Genomic DNA, 20,090 nt, shown 5'->3' with positions numbered 1-20,090 from the left:
GAGACCCAGCAGGGCCGACGTCGTCCCGACCTAATGATTGAACGTGAGTGACGACAGGAGCCCCGGTGGCCTTTCCGTACCCCCAGGAACCGCACCTCTCCTCGTCGGCGGGTGCCGACTCCGCGTCGACCGGCCCCGCCCGCGTCCCGGAGCACACCGGCCCGACAGCCCGGCCGCCGGAGCCGCAGGGGCTCTACGACCCGGCTGCGGAGCGGGACGCCTGCGGGGTGGCCTTCGTCGCCGACCTGCACGGTCGCCGCTCCCACGACGTCGTCGCGAAGGGCCTCGCCGCGCTCTGCCGGCTGGACCACCGGGGTGCCCGGGGCGCCGAGCAGAACACCGGCGACGGCGCCGGGATCATGCTCCAGGTGCCGGACGAGTTCCTCCGGCAGGTCGTCGACTTCCCGCTCCCGCCCGCCGGCCAGTACGCGACAGGTCTGGTCTTCCTGCCCACCGACCCGGACGACGAGGCCCGGGCCAGGACCGTGCTGGAGAAGTACGCCCTGGTCGAGGGGGCCGAGATCCTGGGCTGGCGGGACGTACCGGTCCGCGCGGGTGACCTCGGCGAGACCGCCCTGGCCGCCCGACCGGTGATCCGGCAGGTCTTCCTCGCCGCGCACCGGCTGACCGGTTCGGTGGCCGGCCGGGCCGGCGCCCCGCTGACCGGCCTCGACCTGGACCGGGTGGCGTTCTGCGTCCGCAAGCAGGCCGAACGGGAGACCGCCGAGCGGGGCGTACCGGCGTACTTCCCGTCGCTGTCCGCCCGGACCATGGTCTACAAGGGCATGCTCACCCCGGACCAGCTTCCGGAGTTCTTCCCGGACCTGACCGATCCCCGGGTGGCCAGCGCGATCGCGCTGGTTCATTCACGTTTCTCCACCAACACCTTCCCGTCCTGGCCGCTGGCCCACCCCTACCGGTTCATCGCGCACAACGGCGAGATCAACACCATCCGGGGCAACAAGAACTGGATGCAGGCCCGGGAGGCGTTGCTGGCCAGCCCGGACATCCCCGGCAACCTGAAGCGGCTCTTCCCGATCTGCACCCCGGCCGCCTCCGACTCGGCCAACTTCGACGAGGTGCTCGAACTGCTGCACCTGGCCGGTCGCAGCCTGCCGCACGCGGTGCTGATGATGATTCCGGAAGCCTGGGAGAACGACCCCGACATGGCTCCGGCCAAGCGGGCGTTCTACCGCTTCCACGCCAGCCTGATGGAGCCGTGGGACGGCCCCGCCTCGGTCGCCTTCACCGACGGCTCGCTGGTCGGCGCGGTGCTGGACCGCAACGGGCTGCGCCCGGGCCGCTGGTGGCTCACCTCGGACGGGCTGGTGGTGCTCGGCAGCGAGGCGGGGGTACTCGACCTCGATCCGGCGAGCGTGGTCGCCAAGGGGCGGCTCCAGCCGGGCCGGATGTTCCTGGTCGACACCGTCGCCGGCCGGATCGTGCTGGACGACGAGATCAAGTCCGCGCTCGCCGCCGAGCACCCGTACGACGACTGGCTGCACGCCGGCCTGATCGACCTGGCCGATCTGCCGCCGCGCCGGCACACCGTCTACGGCCACCAGTCCGTCCGGCGCCGCCAGCAGACCTTCGGCTACACCGAGGAGGAGCTGAAGATCCTGCTCGGGCCGATGGCCCGGGCCGGTGCCGAGCCGGTCGGCTCGATGGGCACCGACACCCCGATCTCGCCGCTCTCCACCCGGCCCCGGCTGCTCTACGACTACTTCCACCAGCTCTTCGCCCAGGTCACCAACCCGCCGCTGGACGCCATCCGGGAGGAGTTGGTGACCAGCCTCCAGGCGACCATCGGGCCGGAGGGGAACCTGCTCGACCCGACCCCGGCGAGCTGCCGGCAGGTCGTGCTGCCCTACCCGGTGATCGACAACGACGAGCTGGCCAAGATCCTCAAGATCGACGCCGACGGCGACCTGCCCGGCTTCAAGGGAGTCCGGGTCTCCGGGCTCTACCGGGTCCGGGACGGCGCGGCCGGCCTGAAGGCCCGGCTGACCGAGATTTGCCGGCACGTCTCCGAGGCGATCGAGGACGGGGTACGCATCCTGGTCCTCTCCGACCGGGACTCCACCGCCGATCTGGCACCGATCCCGTCGCTGCTGCTCACCGCCGCCGTGCACCAGCACCTGGTGCGGGAGCAGACCCGTACCCAGGCCGCGCTGATCGTGGAGTCCGGCGACTGCCGGGAGGTGCACCACACCGCGCTGCTGATCGGGTACGGCGCCGCGGCGGTCAACCCGTACCTCGCCTTCGAGTCGGTCGAGGACCTGATCAGCACCGGTGCGCTGGTCGGCGTCGAGCCGGCGACGGCGGTACGCAACTACGTCAAGGCGCTCGGCAAGGGCGTACTCAAGATCATGTCGAAGATGGGCATCTCGACGGTCTCGTCGTACTGCGGCGCGCAGGTCTTCGAGGCGGTCGGGCTGGACAACCGGCTGCTCCAGCGCTACTTCGCCGGCACGCCCGGCAAGATCGGCGGAGTCGGGCTCACCGAGATCCACGCCGAGGTCGCCGCCCGGCACGCGCGGGCGTACGCCGAGAACACCGGCCAGCTCACCCACCGGCCGCTGGAGGTCGGCGGCGAATACCAGTGGCGCCGCGAAGGTGAACTGCACCTGTTCAACCCGGAGACGGTCTTCCTGCTCCAGCACGCCACCCGGTCCCGGCAGTACGACGTGTTCCGCGACTACACCGCCAAGGTCGACGCGCTGGCCGAGCAGGCCGGCTCGCTGCGCGGGCTGTTCCGGCTCCGCACCGGGGTACGCGAGCCGGTGCCGCTTTCCGAGGTCGAGCCGGCCAGCGAGATCGTCAAGCGGTTCGCCACCGGCGCCATGTCGTACGGGTCGATCTCGGCCGAGGCGCACGAGACCCTCGCGATCGCGATGAACCGGCTCGGCGGCAAGTCCAACACCGGCGAGGGCGGCGAGGACGTCGAACGGCTGCACGACCCGACCCGGCGCTCCGCCGTCAAGCAGGTGGCCAGCGGTCGCTTCGGCGTGACAAGTGAATATCTGGTCAACGCCGACGACATCCAGATCAAGATGGCCCAGGGCGCCAAGCCCGGCGAGGGCGGGCAGCTCCCCGGCAACAAGGTCTGGCCGTGGATCGCCCGCACCCGGCACGCCACCCCGGGCGTCGGACTGATCTCCCCGCCGCCGCACCACGACATCTACTCGATCGAGGACCTGGCCCAGCTCGTACACGACCTGAAGAGCGTGAACCCGGCCGCCCGGGTACACGTCAAGCTGGTCAGCGAGGTCGGGGTCGGCACCGTCGCGGCCGGCGTCGCCAAGCTCAAGGCCGACGTCATCCTGATCTCCGGGCACGACGGCGGCACCGGCGCCTCCCCGCTCAACTCCCTCAAGCACGCCGGCACGCCGTGGGAGCTGGGCCTGGCCGAGGCGCAGCAGACGCTGCTGCTCAACAAGCTCCGCGACCGGGTCACCGTGCAGGTCGACGGCCAGCTCAAGACCGGCCGGGACATCGTCGTCGCGGCGCTGCTCGGCGCCGAGGAGTACGGCTTCGCCACCGCACCGCTGATCGTCGCCGGCTGCGTGATGATGCGGGTCTGCCACCTGGACACCTGCCCGGTCGGCATCGCCACCCAGAACCCGGTACTCCGGGAGCGCTACACCGGCCGCCCCGAGTTCGTGGAGAACTTCTTCCTCTTCCTCGCCGAGGAGGTCCGGGGCTACCTCGCCGAGCTGGGCTTCCGGTCGCTGGAGGAGGCGATCGGCGCCACCGAGCTGCTCGACTTCGCCCCGGCGCTCGACCACTGGAAGGCGCACGGGCTCGACCTGCGACCGGTGCTGCACGTACCCGAGCTGCCGGCCGGAGCCGCCCGGCGCGGCGTACGGGCCCAGGACCACGGGCTGGACCGCTCGCTCGACAACGAACTCCTCGCCCTGGCCGAGCCGGCGTTGACCGACGGCACTCCGGTCCGGGCGGCGGTGGCGGTACGCAACGAGCACCGCAGCGTCGGCGCGATGCTCGGCGGCGCGGTCACCCGGCGGTACGGCGGTGCCGGGCTGCCGGCCGACACCATCGAGTTCGACCTCACCGGCACCGCCGGCCAGTCGTTCGGCGCCTTCCTGCCCAGCGGCGTGACGCTGCGGCTGGCCGGTGACGCCAACGACTACGTCGGCAAGGGACTCTCCGGTGGCCGGATCGTGGTCCGTCCCGATCCGGCGGCACCCTTCGCCGGCGGCCTGGACGCGCCCGCCGGCCCGAACGGCCGGGCCGAGGACCAGATCATCGCCGGCAACACCATCCTGTACGGCGCCACCGGCGGCGAACTCTTCCTCCGTGGCCGGGTCGGCGAGCGCTTCGCGGTACGCAACTCGGGCGCGGTGACCGTGGTCGAGGGGTTGGGCGACCACGGCTGCGAGTACATGACCGGCGGCGTCGTGGTGGTGCTCGGCGGGACCGGGCGGAACTTCGCCGCCGGCATGTCCGGCGGTACGGCCTTCGTCTGGCAACTCGACAGCCGTCGGGTCAACCCCGAACTGGTCGACCTGGCCCCGCTCACCGACGACGAGCGGGTCACCCTCTACGACCTGGTGCAGCGGCACTTCGCCGAGACCGACTCCTCGGTCGCGGAGGGGCTGCTCAAGCGCTGGCCGGAGGCGGTACGCGAGTTCACCGCCGTGGTACCCCGGGACTACAAGCGGGTCATGGAGATCATGCGGATTGCCCAGGCCGAGGGGCGGGACGTGGACGAGGCGGTGATGGGCGCGCTGGCCACACCCGGCGTACCGGCCCAGGCCGCCGCCGCCACACCGCCGCCGGTCCCGCCCACGTCCCCGGTCCGACCGGTCGGCACCGGGTCGCGCCCGTCCCAGGAGGTGGCTCGTGCCTGACCCGAGTGGATTCCTCAAGCACGACCGGAAGCTGCCGGCCCGCCGGCCCGTGCCGGTGCGGATCTCCGACTGGCGCGAGGTCTACCCGTCCGCCGACGACGGCCTGATCCGCGACCAGGCCACCCGGTGCATGGACTGCGGCATCCCGTTCTGCCACGACGGCTGCCCGCTGGGCAATCGCATCCCGGACTGGAACGACCTGGTCCGGACCGGCAACTGGGCGACCGCGATCGAGTCGCTGCACGCCACCAACAACTTCCCGGAGTTCACCGGGCGGCTCTGCCCGGCGCCGTGCGAGGCGGCCTGCGTACTCGGGATCAACGGTGGGGCACCGGTGACCATCAAGCAGGTCGAGGTCGAGATCGTCAACCGCGCCTTCGACCTGGACCTGGTGATCCCGCAGGAGCCGCCGGCACCGACGGGCCGCTCCGTCGCGGTGGTCGGCTCCGGCCCGGCCGGACTCGCCGCCGCGCAGCAGCTCGTCCGGGCCGGGCACGCGGTGACGGTGTACGAGCGCGACGACGCGATCGGCGGCCTGCTCCGGTACGGCATCCCCGACTTCAAGCTGGAGAAGGAGCACGTCGACCGGCGGTTGGCCCAGCTCACCGCCGAGGGGGTGCGGTTCCGGACCGGCGTCAACGTCGGGGTCGACGTCACCGCCGAGCAGCTCCGGGCCGAGCACGACGCCGTACTGCTCGCCTGCGGTGCGCTTGCCGGCCGGGACACCCCGGCGACCCCGGGCCGCTCGCTGCGCGGCGTGCACCAGGCGATGGAGCACCTGGTGGCGGCGAACATCGCGGTCGCTTCGGCGGCCGGCGGCCAGCCCAGTGTCAGCGGCCGGGAGTCGACGACCCCGATCGACGCGGCCGGCAAGCACGTGGTGATCATCGGTGGTGGCGACACCGCCGCCGACTGCCTGGGCGTGGCGCACCGGCAGGGCACGGCCGGCGTACACCAGCTCGACCTCTATCCGCGACCGCCGCAGGAGCGCGACGAGGCCCGCGACCCGTGGCCGACCTGGCCGTGGATCCTCCGCGAGTACCCGGCGCACGAGGAGGGCGGCGAGCGGGTCTTCGCGGTCGCCGTCCAGGAGTTCGTCGACGACGGCACCGGCCAGGTACGCGCGGTCCGGATCGCCGAGGTGACCGTCGAGAAGCGGGACGGCCAGCGGATCCTGACCGTGCTGCCCGGCTCCGAGCGGGAGCTGCCGGCCGACCTGGTACTGCTGGCGATCGGCTTCGAGGGCACCGAGGAGCAGCCGCTGCTCGACCAGCTCGGCGTGGTACGCAACCGGCGCGGCGCGATCGACGCCGACCCGGAGTGGCAGGCCGGTACCCCGGGCGTCTTCGTCGCCGGTGACATGCACCGGGGCGCCTCGCTGATCGTCTGGGCGATCGCCGAGGGCCGGGCCGCCGCCGCCGCGATCCACCGCTACCTGGGCGGCGGCAGCGAACTGCCGGCCCCGGTGGCGTCGTCAACACAACCGCTGGCCGTCCCGGCCCGCTGACGGTCCTGGCCAGGGTCTCCGGGCGGGAACGCTACCCCGCCCGGACCCGCCGGCCGGTCATCGCGCGCTGGCCGGCCGCCGACCTGGGGTCGGGTTCCGGTGCGGAGCTGCGGCCCTCAGCGTCGGCACACGATCTCGCCGTGCAGCACGACGAACCAGCCGTCCGGGGCGGCGGCCCACCGTAGCCACCCCTGCGAGATCCGGTCCAGGTCGTCCTCGGTGGCCATGCCCGCCGTCACCACCTGCCGGGCCAGGTCGGACCGTCGGATCCGCTCCGCCCACATCCCGCCCCACCACTGTCGGTCCTCGGGGCTGGCGAAGCACCAGGTGCTCGCCGTCGCCGCCACGTCGGTGAACCCGGCGGCGTGCGCCCAGGACAGCAGGCGCCGGCCGGCGTCCGGCTCGCCGCCGTTGGCGCGGGCGGCCCGGCGGTACAGGGCGAGCCACTCGTCCAGTTCGGGAACCTGGGGAAACCAGGTGAAGCCGGCGTAGTCGCTGTCCCGGGCGGCGACGATGCCACCGGGCCGGCAGACCCGGCGCATCTCGCGCAGCGCCAGCACCGGGTCGGCGACGTGCTGGAGCACCTGGTGGGCGTGGACCACGTCGAAGGCGTCGTCCGGGAGGTCGAGCGCGTGTACGTCGGCGACGGCGAAGTCGACGTTCTCCCGCCGACGTGTCCGTGCCTCCGTCCGGGCGAGTTGCAGCGCGTCGTCGGTGATCTCGACGGCGGTGACCCGGCCGGGCAGCACCCGGGCGGCCAGGTCGACGGTGATCGTGCCCGGTCCGCAGCCGACGTCGAGCAGGGACATCCCCGGGGTGAGGTGCGCAAGCAGATGCCCGGCCGAGTTCTCGGCGGTACGCCACCGGTGCGATCGCAGTACGGACTCGTGGTGCCCGTGGGTGTAGACGTTCCGGGCTCGCGTCATCTCGTTCCACCCCCGAACGGCCGTCCGGCCGACGGTCCGAGCCTAGAATACGTGTCCAATATATAGAACATATGTCCCGTATAATGAGAGCGCCTGGTGGTGTCCGGTGTCGCGCCGGTCGGGTCGGTGTCGCGCCAGTTCGGGTCGGGTCGGGTCGGTCGGTTCGGTCACCGGCGGTTCCCGCCTGCGCCGTCGTCGACCCGGGCCGGGTGACGTGGCCGCATGATGAGGGCCGCCACGTGGTACGTGCACGGTGTTGGTCCGGGGTTGGCATAGCCGTGGATCACGTCGGCCGCGAAGTAGACCGAGTCCCCGGCGGAGAGTTCGACGGTCTCGTCGCCGACCGTCAGGCGCAGTTCCCCCGAGTCGACCGCCACGAACTCGTGCGAGCCGGGGGCGTACCCGGGATAGCTGCCGGCGTCACAGCCGGGCGGCAGGGTGGAGCGGATCCACTCGAAGTTGACCCCCGGAACGACCGGCGTGAGGATGACCCGCCGCCATCCGCCTGGTTCGTCGGCGATGTCCTGGTCGGCGGCGCGTCGCACGACGAGGCGTTGGTCGCGGGTCGGGGCGACCAGCGTGCTCAGGGGCACGCCGAGGCCCTCGGCGATGCGGGCCAGCACCACGACGGTCGGCGCCTTCAGGCCGCGTTCGACCGAGGACAGCATGCTCACGCTCACCGAGGCGGCGTCGGCCAGCGACTGGAGCGTCAGCTGGCGGTCGGATCGCAGTTGCTGGATGCGGCGGCCGAACTCGACGAGATCCATGTTTGCTATAGTAGCGTTCATATTCCCTATAGAGAAACCGGGGTCCGGGATGACGACCGATGGGGTGACCATCTGCTCGGCGACGGCCGCCGACGCTCCGGCGATCGCCGGCATTTTCGGGTACTACGTGATCAACAGCGTCGCGACGTTCGAGGAGACGCCGCCGACGGCGGCCGACTGGTGGCGCAGACTCGACGCCCTGACCGCACGCGGACTGCCGTTCCTGGCGGCGAAGACCGGCGACGAGGTGAACGGCTTCGCGTACGCGGCCCCGTGGCGACCGAAGCCGGCATACCGGCAGACGGTGGAGGACACCATCTACCTGGCGCCGGAGGTGACCGGCAAGGGCGTCGGTCGGGCACTGCTGGCCGCCCTGCTGCAACGCTGCCGGGAACGGGACGTCCGCCAGGTCGTCGCGGTCATCGCCGACACCGGAGATCCCGCGTCGACCGCTCTGCACCGCTCGGCCGGCTTCGCGCAGGTCGGCCGGCTCGTCTCCGTGGGCTACAAGCACGGCCGGTGGATCGACACCGTGCTGATGCAACGCGACCTCGCCGCCCCGGATCACGGCGGCAGGTGAGCCCCGACGAAGGTGAGCATCCGGGTGCCCGGTGGAACCGTCGGGGTGGCTCGGTCGGTGAACCGGTGAACCGGTCGGTGCGAACTCCGACATCGGCGTCCGGGGCGGAGCGCCTGCCTGTCGGCCGCTGTTCGGGTCAACCGGCGGCGGGCGCGTCCAGCACCTGACGCAGCGCGTTGTCGAGTGCGGTCCGGGTGCTCGGCGCGAGGTGTCCGAAGAGCTGTCGACCCACCTCCGCCGCGGTGCGCCGGGCCTGCGTGACCCGCTGCCGACCCTCGTCGGTCAGGTGGATGGCGTGGGCACGCCGGTCGCCCGGTACGGCCTTCCGCTCCGCCAGCCGCTGCCGTTCGAGGTCGTCGACGATCCGGCCCAGCGACGACTTGTCCAGGTCGAGCAGATCGCCGAGCTGACGTTGGGTCAGCGGCCCCACACCGTCGAGTACGGCCAGCGTGGCGAAGTGCCGTTCCTCGAACCCGAGCGGGCGGAGGGCGTCGTTGAGGAGCTTCTGCGCGTACCGGTGCACGGTGCTGATCTGCATGGCCGTGATGACGTCGGCCGGCAGGAAGTCGAGCCGGGACGCGTCGGCCTGGGATCGCACGGAACTCATCCCTGGATCCTAGGGCGGTGACCAGATACTCTCATCTGAGAAGTTCTCGGCGGGTCCTTTTTTCTGGACCGGCTGATCCTTTCCCTGGAGGAACCTTGACCCGGAATGCGGCCACCCTGCGCACGGCGACCGACCCCCGGCTGCGCATCACGATCGTGCTGACCTGGGTACTGGTGCTGGAGCACCTGTACGCACTGGTCACCCCGCCGTACCAGCTCGGCGTCGAACACGCCTTCCACCTCAGCTTCGGCATCGCGTACGCCTGGTTGGCGCTCCGGCTGCCCGCCGGTCGGCCCTGGCACCGGAACCTGTTGACGATCCTGCTCGCCGTGCAGTTCGTCGGCAGGTTCTTCGTCTTCGCCGCCATCCCCGACACCTGGATCAGGATCAGCCTGATCCCCGGCGCGCTGGTCACCCTGGTGCTGGTGACGCTGCTCTGGGTGGCTCGCCGACCGCCGGTCCCGGCGAGCACGGGATCGCGGTGATCGCGGGACTGTGGGATCGCGGTCATCGCGGTTCATCGCGATGACCGCGATGACCGTGGGGGATCGGCCCTCGACGCCCGGTGGGACTGCCTGATTCGGAGACTGTCGACCTGCCCCGCCTGTGCGCCCACCCGGTGCCGGGCCGGCCCTGCCGAGCCGCCTCGCTTCCGCCTGTGCCGCTTCGCTTCCGCCTGTGCCGCTTCGCTTCCGCCTGTGCCGCCTCGCTTCCGCCTGTGCCGGTTCCGCTTCCGCCTGTGGTCGGGCCTCGTTCCTGCCGCTGTGGCCTGGCCTCGCATGCCGGTTGCTGGCGGTGCCCCGTTTGTGCACCCAGGTCTACAGTCCGCACAGCAGACCCTGCCGGCCGGCACCGGCCAACCCTGGCGCCGACGGCACATGCCCGACAGCAGACGTCCGGCACCACGTGCGCGACACCACACGAGCAACGGCACCCGCCCGAGCCCGCCTCGGCCGCTCGCTCAGGTGGCGAGCACCGCCTGCATCTCGTGTCGGCGACCGGCGGCCAGCTCGGTCAGCAGCGTGGGCGCCTCGTCGAACGGCAGCACCGCCGAGACCAGATGCTCGCGTACCAGGTCGCCGTGCTCGCGGAGCAGGGCGACGGTCTCCGCCGACAGGCGGTCGCGGTCCCAGGTGGGGGCCAGCCCGCGCGGTACCCGGCCGATCTGCGCGCAGCGCAGCGACAGCCCGTTGTGGTGGAACTCCTCGCCCAGCCGCACCTGCTCCGCGCCGCCCTGGTAGAACGCGAGGTCGACGACCGTGCCCTGCGGGCGGAGCAGCCGCAGCGCCAGGTGCAGCGCCGACGCCTGGCCCCGGCACTGGAAGACCACGTCGGCGCCCCGGTCGTCGGCCGCGTGCCGCCACCGGGTCTTCAACACCACCGCCGGATCGTCGGCCGTCGGGTCGAGCGTCTCCAGGCCGAGCGCCTCGGCCACCGCCCGCCGCTGCGGCGTCGGATCGAGTACGACCACCGAGGCGGCACCGGCCCGGCGGGCGAACAGGCCGGTGAGCAGGGCCACCACTCCCGCCCCGGTGACCGCCACCCGGCGGCCCCGCACCCCGTCGCCGAGCTCCCGCACCGAGCTGCCGTACAGGTCGGCGGCGGCGTGCAGCAGCCCGTTGGCGCAGATCGGCCCCATGTGGGCCAGGTAGATCCCGAGCAGCGGATCCAGCTCGGCCGGTACCGGCACCACCCGGTCGACCAGCGGATCGCCCCGGTACGCCGTGCGGTGCCCGTACGTCATCGCCACCACCGCACCCTCGGCGACCGCCGACGTACGGCTGCCGGTGACCCGGCCGACCTCCATGTAACCGAGCCGGGTCACCGGGTACGGCGTGGCCGGCGCATCCTCGACGAACAGCCCGAGGGTGCCGTCCCAGCCGGCCGACAGGTACGGGTTGGTGCCCTTGACGTAGCTCAACTCGGTACCCGAGGAGATCCCGGTGAACAGGGTCTCGACCCGGAACGTGCCGTCGGTGAGCGGCTCCGGCTCCTCGTCCCGGAACAGCACCTCGTGCGGCCCGGTGACCACCACGTTCCGCTCCGGCGCCGAGTCCGGTCCCCGCTCAGACACCGGCCGGCTCCAGCGGCGGGATCCGGACCGGTCGACCGGTCACGGCCGACTCGGCGACCGCCAGCGCCAGCAGGTGGGTCCGGAGCCCCTCCGCGTACGGCACCCGGATGTCGGCGCCGATGCCCCGGACCGCGTCGACGAAGGCGCGGTCCACGCTCGTCCGGCCCTGCTCCAGGTCACCGGGCATCCGGCGTTCACCGTCGGCGTCGCGAACCAGCAGGCCGTCCTCGCCGACCGACAGGGCCAGGCCGTCGGCGTACACCTCAAGGCCGGCCCGGTGTTTCCAGCCCAGCGCGCAGGTGGTGCCGAGCGTGCCCACCGCGCCGGTCGCGAACCGCAGCGCGGCGGCGGTCGCGCCGTCCACGTCCGCGCCGTCCACGTCCGGCGGCGTGCCGTTTCCGACCGCCCACACCTCGGTCACCTCGCCGACGAGATACCGGGCCAGGTCGAGGACGTGCGCCGCCTGTTCCACGATCGGGCCGCCGGACCGGTCCCGGCGCGGCCACCAGCCGACCGGGGGCACCTTGTCCAGCCAGACGCCGCCGACCAGCCGGGCCGGGCGGTCGGCCAGGATCAGCCGGGCCTCGTCGACGGCGGCCAGATAACGCCAGTAGTGCCCGACCGCCGTCACCGCGCCGCGCTGCTCGACCAGCCGGTCGATCCGCGTCGCCGTCTCCCGGTCCAGCGCCAGCGGCTTCTCCACGAACAGGGCCGCCCCGGCGGCCAGCACGGCCTCCTCGGTCTCGCCGTGCGCGAACGGCGGCACACAGACGTACACCGCGTCCAGGTCCGCCGAGAGCAGCGCCGGGACGTCGGCGAAGACCCGGGCCTCCGTCGTACCGGCCAGCCGGGCCGCCGCCTCCGCGACCACGTCGGTGACCCCGACGATCCGTACGTCGTCGAAGCCCGCCAGCACCCGTGCGTGCCGCTGCGCGACCCCGCCCGCGCCGACCAGCCCCACCCGGCAGACCCGCATCTCCGACCTCCCGTCCCGACCCGGACCTACGCCTTCTCCGGACCCGACCGACGGGAAACCTCCGGCCGGCACCGGAAACGAATCGTTCACCGGGGCGGTGCGGGGGCGTCGTCAAACGGCGATCAAGCTGTTAGCCGGCACCGGGGTTCGCCCGACCTGCCGGGGGTAAAGGGTCGGTCGGTCCGGCCTTCCGGATCGCGACATTGGGGGGTGCGCCCGTGCGGCGTTCAGAAGCGACCGTTCCACCCATCGTAGAAGCGTGGACCACGTACCGTACCGAAAACTCGGCGAAGTGGACGGTGCGCCGGCTGCTGAAGATCAAGGGGGAGCAGCGGATCAGCGTGGTGCTGCCGGCCCGCAACGAGGAGGCCACCGTCGGGTCGATCGTCGGCACGCTGCGCCGGCAGCTGGTCGACCGGGCTCCGCTGATCGACGAGTTGATCGTGGTCGACTCCCGCTCCACGGACGCGACCGCGGCGGTGGCCGCCGCCGCCGGAGCCCGGGTGGTGAGCCAGGACGAGATGACCCGGGGACTGCCCCGGCTGGACGGCAAGGGCGACGCGCTCTGGTCCGGCCTGGCCGCCGCCACCGGCGACATCGTCGCGTTCGTCGACGCCGACCTGCGCCGCTTCTCGGCACGGTTCGTCACCGGGCTGGTCGGGCCGCTGCTCGCCGACCCGACCGTGGCATTCGTCAAAGGCTTCTACCACCGGCCGCTGGTCCGCGCCGCCACCGCCGGCCCAGCCGCCACCGCCACCGCCGGCCCAGCCGCCACCGCCACCGTCGGCACCGGCGCTCCCGGAGTCGTCGAGCCGGACGGCGGCGGTCGGGTCACCGAGCTGATGGCCCGGCCCCTGATCAGCATGTTCTGGCCCGAGCTGGCCGGCTTCGTCCAGCCGCTGGCCGGCGAGTACGCCGGTCGCCGGGAGATCCTCGAACAGATCCCGTTCGTCTCCGGGTACGGCGTCGAGATCGCGATGCTGATCGACCTGCTTGACCTGGTCGGGCTGGACGCCCTGGCGCAGGTCGACCTCGGCGAGCGGTTCCACCGGCACCAGGACGTCGAGGCGCTGGGCCGGATGTCGGCGCAGATCCTCTACACCGTCTGGTCCCGGCTGCACCGACGCGGACTGGTCGCCGAGCCGGTGCCGCCGGCCGCCGTACTCACCCAGTTCCGGCGCGGCTCCGACCGGGTACTGCCCAAGCTGGAGCGGGAGATCGTCGTCACCGACGTGGCGGTCGCCGAACGTCCACCGCTGGCCAGCCTGTCCCGGCGGGTACGGGCGGCCCGTGGTCGGGCCCGTCGACTGGCGGTGGCCGGCGGATGAGTCTCACCGTCCTGGTCAACGCCGGCCCGTGGCTGCCGGTGCCGCCGAACGGGTACGGCGGGATCGAGAACGTGATCGCCACCCTGGTACCCGAACTGCGCCGGCTCGGCGTACGGGTGCTGCTGGCCACCGTCGGCAGCAGCGAACTGCCGGTCGACGAGCAGCTCGCCGTCTTCCCCGACGGTCAGTTCGGCAGCCTGCAACGGCCGTACAACCAGGCGTGCGGGGTGGTGCAGAGCCACCTGCACGCGGTGGTCCGGACACTGCGGGAGCGGGACGACGTCGACCTGGTGCACGACCACGTGGAGGCGGCCGGCCTGGCCACCCTGGCCGCGCTCGGCCCGGACGCCCCGCCGGTGCTGCACACCCTGCACTGGGACCTGACCAAGCACCCCGAGCTGTACGGCGGCTTCGACGGCGGCGACCGGGTACGCGTCAACGGCGTCTCCGCCGACCAGCTCTCCCGGGCTCCGGAGGCGCTCCGGGCGCACTCGGTCGGGCACGTGCACCTGGCCACCCCGCTGGCGGACGGGGCGGACCGGCGCCGCCCGGCGGAGAAGTCCGGCCACGTCGTCGTACTCGGCCGGATCAACCCGGGCAAGGGGCAGGATCTCGCCGCCCGGCTGGCCCACCGGGCCGGCTTCGACCTGGTGCTCGCCGGGCCGGTCGGCCCGTACCGGCAGCCGGCGGAGCTGGCCGCCGCCGAGCACGATCCGGTGGCGGCGGCCAACCCCGACGTCCGGTACTGGCGGGAGCGGGTCGCCCCGCACGTGGACGGGGTACGGGTGCGCTGGGTCGGCACCGTCGCCGGCCGGCAGCGCGACGAACTGGTCGCCACCGCCCGGGCGTCGCTCTTTCCGCTGCGCTGGGCCGAGCCGGGCGGTACCGCCGTCGTCGAGTCGCTGGCCCTCGGCACTCCGGTCGTCGCGCTGGCCGAGGGCTGCCTGCCGGAGCTGGTCCGGCACGGCGACACCGGGCTGCTCACCTCCGACGAGGACGAACTCGCGGATCTCGTGCACGCCGCCGGCCAGATCGATCCGCGCCGATGTGCGGTCGAGGCGGCCCGGCGCTTCACCCCGGCGGCGATGGCCCGCTCGTACCTGACCCTCTACGACCGGGTACGCCGGCCGGATCTCCCGGCGTCATCCGGTTCGGACGGTCGATCCGGCGCCATCCCGGACGTGTCGACCCGCCGGCCCGGTGTTCTCGGCGGGCCGGCCGCAGATCCGCTTCCGGCGGTGCGCCCGGCGCGCGCCAGCCGCGCCTCTTCCGGGTTAGTGTTCGGTGACCGTGCGGCCCGTCCCGTCGATCCGGGGGAGCCTGTGGTGCCGCACGGCCGGTGACCACAGAGGCTGAAGGCGGGTTGGGGGCAGGGTGGGACTCGCAGCCACATTCGGGCGGGCGGTGGCCGCCCACCGGCAGGCCCGGGCGCACCTGGACGCGGCCCGGCACGGGCTGGCCCGGTTCCAACCGCCGCCCGACTCCGGCGAGAGCGCCGACATCGTGGCCCGGCTGCGCCGGGTCGGCGAGGCGGTCGGCGGCGAGCCGGAGCCGGCCCGGTTCTTCGCCGGCCCGCTGCCGGTACGGCTCGGCGTGGCGAGCACCGTGGACGGTGACTTTCCGGCCGTCGTGCCGCTCAGTGGCGGTACCCATCTGGCGATCGACGCCGACGCCCGGGACGGCCGGGTCGCCGCGCTGCTGCGTACCCTGGTGGTCCGGTTGTTGGCTGCGGCGCCGCCCGGTTCGGTGCGGGTGTCCGCCCTGGACAGCGCCGCGCTCGGGGCGACCTTCCTGCCGTTGCAGGTGCTTGTCGACGCCGGGGCGGTGCCGCCGCCGGCCACCACCGAGGCGGAGATCGGCACCGCGCTCGACGCCGCCGAACGGCACGCCCGGGCCGCCCAGCAGGCCACCACGGGTACCCCGGAACTGCTGCTCCTGGTCGCCGCCTCGCTGCCGGAGGGCCGGGCGCTCGGCCGGCTCGCCGCGCTGACCCACGCCGGCCCGACCGCCGGGGTGTGCGTGATCGTCGGCGGATATCCGTCCCGGACGGTCGGCGCGGCCCCACCGCCGCTGGGCGGCACCACACACGTCCGACTCGACCCGCAGGGGTACGCCTGGATCGGCGACCCGCCCGGCCATCCGTTCAGTTCGGACGGCACCGGCCTGGCCGCCCCGGTACGCCTCGACGGCGAGCCGCCGGCCGGTGCGGTCGCGGCCCTCGCCGACCGGCTCGGTGAGATCTACCGGCGCGAGTCGAGTTTCGGGTTCACCGACCTGCTGCCGGCCCGGCCGTGGGCCGAGTCGTCCGGCAACGGGCTGCGTGCGGTGGTCGGCCGCGCCGGTCGGGAGCCGGTGATCTGCGCCTTCGACGACCAGACCCCGCACTGGCTGGTCGGCGGCCGGACCGGTGCCGGCAAGACGGTCTTCCTGCTCGACGTCCTCTACGGGCTCGCCGCCCGCTACTCGCCGGACGAACTGTCGCTCTACCTGCTCGACTTCAAGGAGGGCGTCAGCTTCACCGAGTTCGTCCCGACCGGCCGCGACCCGTCGTGGATCCCGCACGCCCGGGCGGTCGGCATCGAGTCCGACCGGGAGTACGGCGTCGCCGTCCTCCGCGAGCTGCGCCGGGAGCTGAACCGGCGGGCGTCGGCGCTGAAGCGGCACGGCGTGACGAAGCTGGCCGACCTGCCCCGGGACGGCAAACCGGTGCCCCGGGTCGTGGCGGTGATCGACGAGTTCCACGTGCTCTTCGCCGGCAACGACGCGGTGGCCAGGGAGGCGGTGGCGCTGCTGGAGGAGCTGGCCCGCAAGGGCCGTTCCTACGGCATCCACCTGGTGCTGGCCAGCCAGAGCATGACCGGGATCGAGGCGCTCTACGGAAAGGCCGACTCGATCTTCGGGCAGTTCCCGCTCCGGGTCGCCCTGCCTGGCGGCGGCGGAGTGCTGGACACCCTCAACGACGCCGCCGGCCCGCTGCCGATCGGCTCCGCGATCGTCAACCCGGCCGCCGGGCTGGCCGCCGCGAACACCGTGGTCCGGTTCCCGGACGCGCACGCCAGCGCCGCCGAGGTGGCCCAGCTCCGGCACGAGCTGTGGCAGGCCCGCAAGCCGGGCTCGCGACCACCGGCGGTCTTCAAGGGGTACGAGTCGGCGCAGGTCGAGGACGATCCGACGTACCGGGGACTGGTCCCGGGTGGACGGCGGCCGTTGGCGCTGGTCGGGCGTACCGTCGACGTGGACCTGACCTCGGCGCTGTTTCCGCTGGACGCCACCCCCGGGCGGCACCTGGCGGTGGTCGGCACCTCGCCGGTCGGGGCGAGCGTGCTGCACGCCGCCACGATCAGCCTGGCCCGGCAGCACGCGCCGGGCAGCGCCCGGTTCCTGGTCGCCCCGCTGGTCGCGGTCGCCGACGAGATCGCCGAGGAGACGATCGCCGGGCTGGCCGGGGCCGGTCATCCGGTGGACCGGCTCGACGCCGCCGGCCTCCGCGAGGAACTGCGCAAACTCGCCGTCCAGCCGGCCGACGGCCCGCCGGCCCGGACCTTCCTGATCGGGTACGGCATGGACGGCGCCAGCGGCGTCCTCGGCGCCCGGGACGAGAACTACCGGTCCGGGCTGGACGACCTCCAGGCGACGCTCCGGCAGGGCCCGGCGTACGGGGTGCACCTGCTCGGCTGGTGGCGTGGGCTGCGCCGGCTCTCCGACGACATCGGCGGGTCGAGCAACCGGGACGACGTCGCCTGCCTGGTGGCGCTGAACGTGCCCGGATCCGAGCTGAGCATGTATCTCGGCCAGCACGACCTCTCCTACACCCCGAGGGCCAACCGGGCACTGCTGGTGGACCGGCACGACCAGCGGGTACGCCTGATCGTGCCGTTCACCCGGGACGGGTACGAGGCCGACGAGGAGGGACACTGAGGTGGCGAGCTTCGCCGAGTACGCGGCCCTGGCCCGGCACCTGCACGAGCTGCGGCGCAGTGGTGAGCAGACCGCCGCCCAGCTCGCCGAGGCGCGTGGCGCGACCGGTGCCGCCGTCGACCGGCTCGACCAGCGGCTGGCGGTACAGCAGCAGCGGTTGACCGCCCTCGGCCAGATGATCGGCAAGTCGATGCCGTCGGCCCCGTCGTCCGCCCCGCCGATGCCCGGCCCACCGATGCCCGGTCCGCCGCCTCCGGGAGCCGGCTACTATCCGCCGCCTGGTTCACCCGGCCATCCCACCGTGCCGGCCCAGTACGCCGGGCCGGACCAGGTCGAGCCGCCGGAGCCACCACCACCGGCCGGGCACGTCTACCGGCCGGCCGGACTCGACAATCCGTCAGGCGCCCCGGGTGCTGCGGGCGCGTCGGCTTCCCCGGGCGCATGGGGATCTCCGGGCGCGTCCGGGTCTCCGGGCTCGCCAGGTTTTCCAGGTTCGTCAGCCTCTTCGGGCTCCCCAGCTTCTCCGGGCTCCCCAGCTTCTTCGGGTTCGCCGGGTTCTTCGGGGTCGCGAGCTTCTTCGGGCGATCCGGGGAGCGGGGCGGATCCGGCGGCCGGTGCGGCGTACCCGGAACTGCCGGCCGGTCCGGCGCGGCGGGCGCTGCCGGCGACCCCGGCCGGCGGCCCGGTGCCCGGCCCGCGACTGCCCCCGGACGTGGCACCGACGGGTGTCGGCCCGGTCTCCGCCGCAGGCGGCCCGGGGCTGCCGCCGGCCCCGCCGGTCGATCCGCTGCGCGAACTGGACCTGGCCCGGCAGTCGGCGGACGGTGCCGACGTTCTGATCGTGCAGACCGAGACGATGGCCCAACAGGCGCCACTGTTCCCGTCGATGTCACCGCTGGCCCGGGCGACGACTGTCTACCTGATCTGCGCCGGGCTGCTCACCGTGATCATCTGGATCGTGCTCACCGTCGCCGAGGTGCAGGGCACGAAGGGCCTCAACGCCAGCACCTTCGCGGTCTTCTCGTGGAGCTGCGCCGGGCTGCCGACGATGGTCTTCTTCCTCGGCTATCTCGCACTCAGCGTCTGGGGCAAGCCTCGGATGATCGTCGGCCGACCCGCCCGGTACGCCAAGCTCGGCTTCGGAATCTGCTTCCTGGCCGCACCGTTCGCCTTCCTCACCTACTACCTGGTCTGAGGCTTGTTCCGCCTGCTGGTCTGAGGCTTGTGCCGTCTCCTGGTGCGGGGCGTGTGTCGGCTGTCCTGGCTCGATGCCGGGGCTGGGCTGGGGCTGACCTCGGCAGGTGTCCCGGGTCAGGGCCGGGGCGCGGGCTGACGTCGGCGCGGCAGCGCGGCGAGGGCGGAGAGCATCACCAGGACGGTGATGCCGAGCGCCGCCGGATAGCCGGTACCGGCGGCGACGAGACCGAACCCGGCCGCGCCGAGGCCGATTCCGGCATCGAAGGCCAGGTTCCAGACCGCGCTGACCGTGCCGTAGCCGGCCGTCGACACCTGCCGCAGCATGCCGGTCAGACTGGCGCACTGCGCGACGCCGAAGCCCGCACCGAAGAGCAGCATCCCGACGACGACCGTGACAGGGTGCCCCGTGACGGCGAGGATCGCGACCCCCGACGCTGAGACGACCACGCCGTAGGCGAGCAGCGGAGTGTCCGGGTGCCGGTCCAGGTACCGGCCGGCCCACCAGCGGGTCAACGGTGTGGTGACCGCCTGCGCGAGCAGGGCGAACGCGATCAGGTTCACCGACGCGTCGGTGAGTACGGACGGCAGGAAGGTGACGACGATGCCGGAGGCGAGGGCCACTCCGGCGAACGCCGTTGCCGGTCGGGTGAGCGCCGGGTTGCGCAGTCCGGCCAGCATTCCCAACGGCTGCTCCGGTTCGGCGCGGCGGCCGGGTAGCCCGGTCGCGGCGGCGAGCCCGGCGAGTGCAGCCAGGGTGCTGAGGACGAAGACGCTGGGATAGCCGACCCGGTCGACCAGCCACACCCCCACCGGAAGACCGATGATGCCGGGTATCCCGACGACGACGCCGTACAGGCCGAGGGCCTCGCCGCGCCGCTGTGCCGGGGCCAGCTCCGCGACCAGCGCGCTGCCCAGCACGACCGTGACCGCAAACCCGAGGCCCCGGACGAAGCAGACCAGCAGGATCGCCGGCAGACCGGTGGCGACCAGCAGCAGCAGTGCGGGTGCGCCGAGTAACAGCAGACCGGCGAGCAGGACGCTCCGCTGCCCGAACCTGGCGGCCAGCCGGGGGATGGCCAGCTCGGCCAGTACGGTGGAGAGCATCAGTGTCCCGGTGACCAGGCCGGCACCGACGTCACCGGCACCGGTCGAGGTGGCGTAGAGCGGTACGACGGTCAGCAGCAGGTAGAAACTCACCATGGCGCCGGCGCTGGCCACGAAGGCCAGCAGCAGCGGCCTGGTCACCAGCGGCGGCCTGGCGCTTCCGCCTGTGATCGTCAGGGCTGTGGTGCTGGAGGTCGTGCTGCTCATGTCGTCGACCCTAGGAGGGGGAACCGGC

14 protein-coding genes are annotated in these 20,090 nt (G+C 73.1%); 8 read left to right on the top strand and 6 right to left on the bottom strand.

Annotated elements, in window-relative coordinates; genetic code table 11:
• Positions 1-65: 65 nt before the first annotated feature.
• Positions 66-4,871, top strand: a complete 4,806-nt coding sequence (gltB, locus tag Pen02_RS24375; RefSeq protein ID WP_203868396.1) for a glutamate synthase large subunit — start codon at positions 66-68, stop codon at positions 4,869-4,871.
• The gene (locus Pen02_RS24370) at positions 4,864-6,378 is read left to right on the top strand and encodes a glutamate synthase subunit beta (RefSeq protein ID WP_203868395.1); all 1,515 of its coding nucleotides are present in this window, start codon (positions 4,864-4,866) and stop codon (positions 6,376-6,378) included. Before gltB ends, Pen02_RS24370 begins: the two co-directional genes overlap by 8 nt.
• A gap of 116 nt (positions 6,379-6,494) precedes the next feature.
• On the opposite strand, the gene Pen02_RS24365 is transcribed toward Pen02_RS24370, so the two are convergent.
• On the bottom strand, positions 6,495-7,304 hold the full coding sequence (locus Pen02_RS24365) for a class I SAM-dependent methyltransferase (RefSeq protein WP_203868394.1): 810 nt from the start codon (positions 7,302-7,304) through the stop codon (positions 6,495-6,497).
• A 167-nt stretch (positions 7,305-7,471) separates the two neighbouring features.
• On the bottom strand, positions 7,472-8,071 hold the full coding sequence (locus Pen02_RS24360; protein ID WP_203868393.1) for a helix-turn-helix domain-containing protein: 600 nt from the start codon (positions 8,069-8,071) through the stop codon (positions 7,472-7,474).
• Positions 8,072-8,120: 49 nt separating this feature from the next.
• Here Pen02_RS24360 and Pen02_RS24355 point away from each other — a divergent pair, with 49 nt between their 5' ends.
• Positions 8,121-8,651 (top strand): GNAT family N-acetyltransferase, encoded by a 531-nt coding sequence (locus tag Pen02_RS24355; protein ID WP_203868392.1) that lies wholly within the window; start codon positions 8,121-8,123, stop codon positions 8,649-8,651.
• Positions 8,652-8,787: 136 nt separating this feature from the next.
• On the opposite strand, the gene Pen02_RS24350 is transcribed toward Pen02_RS24355, so the two are convergent.
• Complete coding sequence (locus tag Pen02_RS24350; RefSeq protein ID WP_203868391.1) at positions 8,788-9,258, bottom strand: MarR family winged helix-turn-helix transcriptional regulator; 471 nt, start codon at positions 9,256-9,258, stop codon at positions 8,788-8,790.
• A gap of 95 nt (positions 9,259-9,353) precedes the next feature.
• Here Pen02_RS24350 and Pen02_RS24345 point away from each other — a divergent pair, with 95 nt between their 5' ends.
• Complete coding sequence (locus tag Pen02_RS24345; RefSeq protein ID WP_203868390.1) at positions 9,354-9,743, top strand: hypothetical protein; 390 nt, start codon at positions 9,354-9,356, stop codon at positions 9,741-9,743.
• A gap of 476 nt (positions 9,744-10,219) precedes the next feature.
• Here Pen02_RS24345 and Pen02_RS24340 read toward each other — a convergent pair whose 3' ends face one another.
• A complete protein-coding gene (locus Pen02_RS24340; protein WP_239141205.1) occupies positions 10,220-11,332 on the bottom strand; it encodes a zinc-dependent alcohol dehydrogenase in 1,113 nt (370 codons plus the stop codon).
• Complete coding sequence (locus Pen02_RS24335) at positions 11,325-12,308, bottom strand: Gfo/Idh/MocA family protein (RefSeq protein ID WP_203868389.1); 984 nt, start codon at positions 12,306-12,308, stop codon at positions 11,325-11,327. The genes Pen02_RS24340 and Pen02_RS24335 overlap by 8 nt, the downstream gene beginning before the upstream one ends.
• Positions 12,309-12,619: 311 nt before the next feature.
• On the opposite strand from Pen02_RS24335, the gene Pen02_RS24330 reads away from it, so the two are divergent.
• From Pen02_RS24330 to Pen02_RS41970, 4 genes are read left to right on the top strand one after another with little or no spacing between them, the layout of a single operon-like run.
• Positions 12,620-13,636 (top strand): glucosyl-3-phosphoglycerate synthase, encoded by a 1,017-nt coding sequence (locus Pen02_RS24330; protein WP_203868519.1) that lies wholly within the window; start codon positions 12,620-12,622, stop codon positions 13,634-13,636.
• Entirely contained in the window at positions 13,633-14,979 is a 1,347-nt protein-coding gene (locus Pen02_RS24325; RefSeq protein ID WP_203868388.1) for a glycosyltransferase, read from the top strand. Before Pen02_RS24330 ends, Pen02_RS24325 begins: the two co-directional genes overlap by 4 nt.
• Positions 14,980-15,010: 31 nt before the next feature.
• Positions 15,011-17,554, top strand: a complete 2,544-nt coding sequence (locus tag Pen02_RS24320) for an FtsK/SpoIIIE domain-containing protein (protein WP_203868387.1) — start codon at positions 15,011-15,013, stop codon at positions 17,552-17,554.
• A gap of 1 nt (position 17,555) precedes the next feature.
• Positions 17,556-18,749, top strand: a complete 1,194-nt coding sequence (locus Pen02_RS41970) for a hypothetical protein (protein ID WP_239141204.1) — start codon at positions 17,556-17,558, stop codon at positions 18,747-18,749.
• Positions 18,750-18,865: 116 nt separating this feature from the next.
• On the opposite strand, the gene Pen02_RS24310 is transcribed toward Pen02_RS41970, so the two are convergent.
• Positions 18,866-20,062 (bottom strand): MFS transporter, encoded by a 1,197-nt coding sequence (locus Pen02_RS24310; RefSeq protein ID WP_203868386.1) that lies wholly within the window; start codon positions 20,060-20,062, stop codon positions 18,866-18,868.
• Positions 20,063-20,090 lie beyond the last annotated feature (28 nt).

Origin of the sequence: Plantactinospora endophytica (assembly GCF_016862915.1) — a bacterium.
GTDB lineage: Bacteria > Actinomycetota > Actinomycetes > Mycobacteriales > Micromonosporaceae > Plantactinospora > Plantactinospora endophytica.
The sequence above is the reverse complement of the archived record's forward strand: the minus strand, read 5'-3'. Positions and strand labels throughout refer to the sequence as shown.

Excerpts from the sequence above, each read along its gene's own strand:
- Pen02_RS24310 (WP_203868386.1), bottom strand. The coding sequence starts at position 20,062 with ATGAGCAGCACGACCTCCAGCACCACAGCCCTGACGATCACAGGCGGA.
- Pen02_RS24335 (WP_203868389.1), bottom strand. The coding sequence starts at position 12,308 with ATGCGGGTCTGCCGGGTGGGGCTGGTCGGCGCGGGCGGGGTCGCGCAG.
- Pen02_RS24360 (WP_203868393.1), bottom strand. The coding sequence starts at position 8,071 with ATGGATCTCGTCGAGTTCGGCCGCCGCATCCAGCAACTGCGATCCGAC.
- Pen02_RS24355 (WP_203868392.1), top strand. The coding sequence starts at position 8,121 with ATGACGACCGATGGGGTGACCATCTGCTCGGCGACGGCCGCCGACGCT.
- Pen02_RS24365 (WP_203868394.1), bottom strand. The coding sequence starts at position 7,304 with ATGACGCGAGCCCGGAACGTCTACACCCACGGGCACCACGAGTCCGTA.
- Pen02_RS24325 (WP_203868388.1), top strand. The coding sequence starts at position 13,633 with ATGAGTCTCACCGTCCTGGTCAACGCCGGCCCGTGGCTGCCGGTGCCG.
- Pen02_RS24350 (WP_203868391.1), bottom strand. The coding sequence starts at position 9,258 with ATGAGTTCCGTGCGATCCCAGGCCGACGCGTCCCGGCTCGACTTCCTG.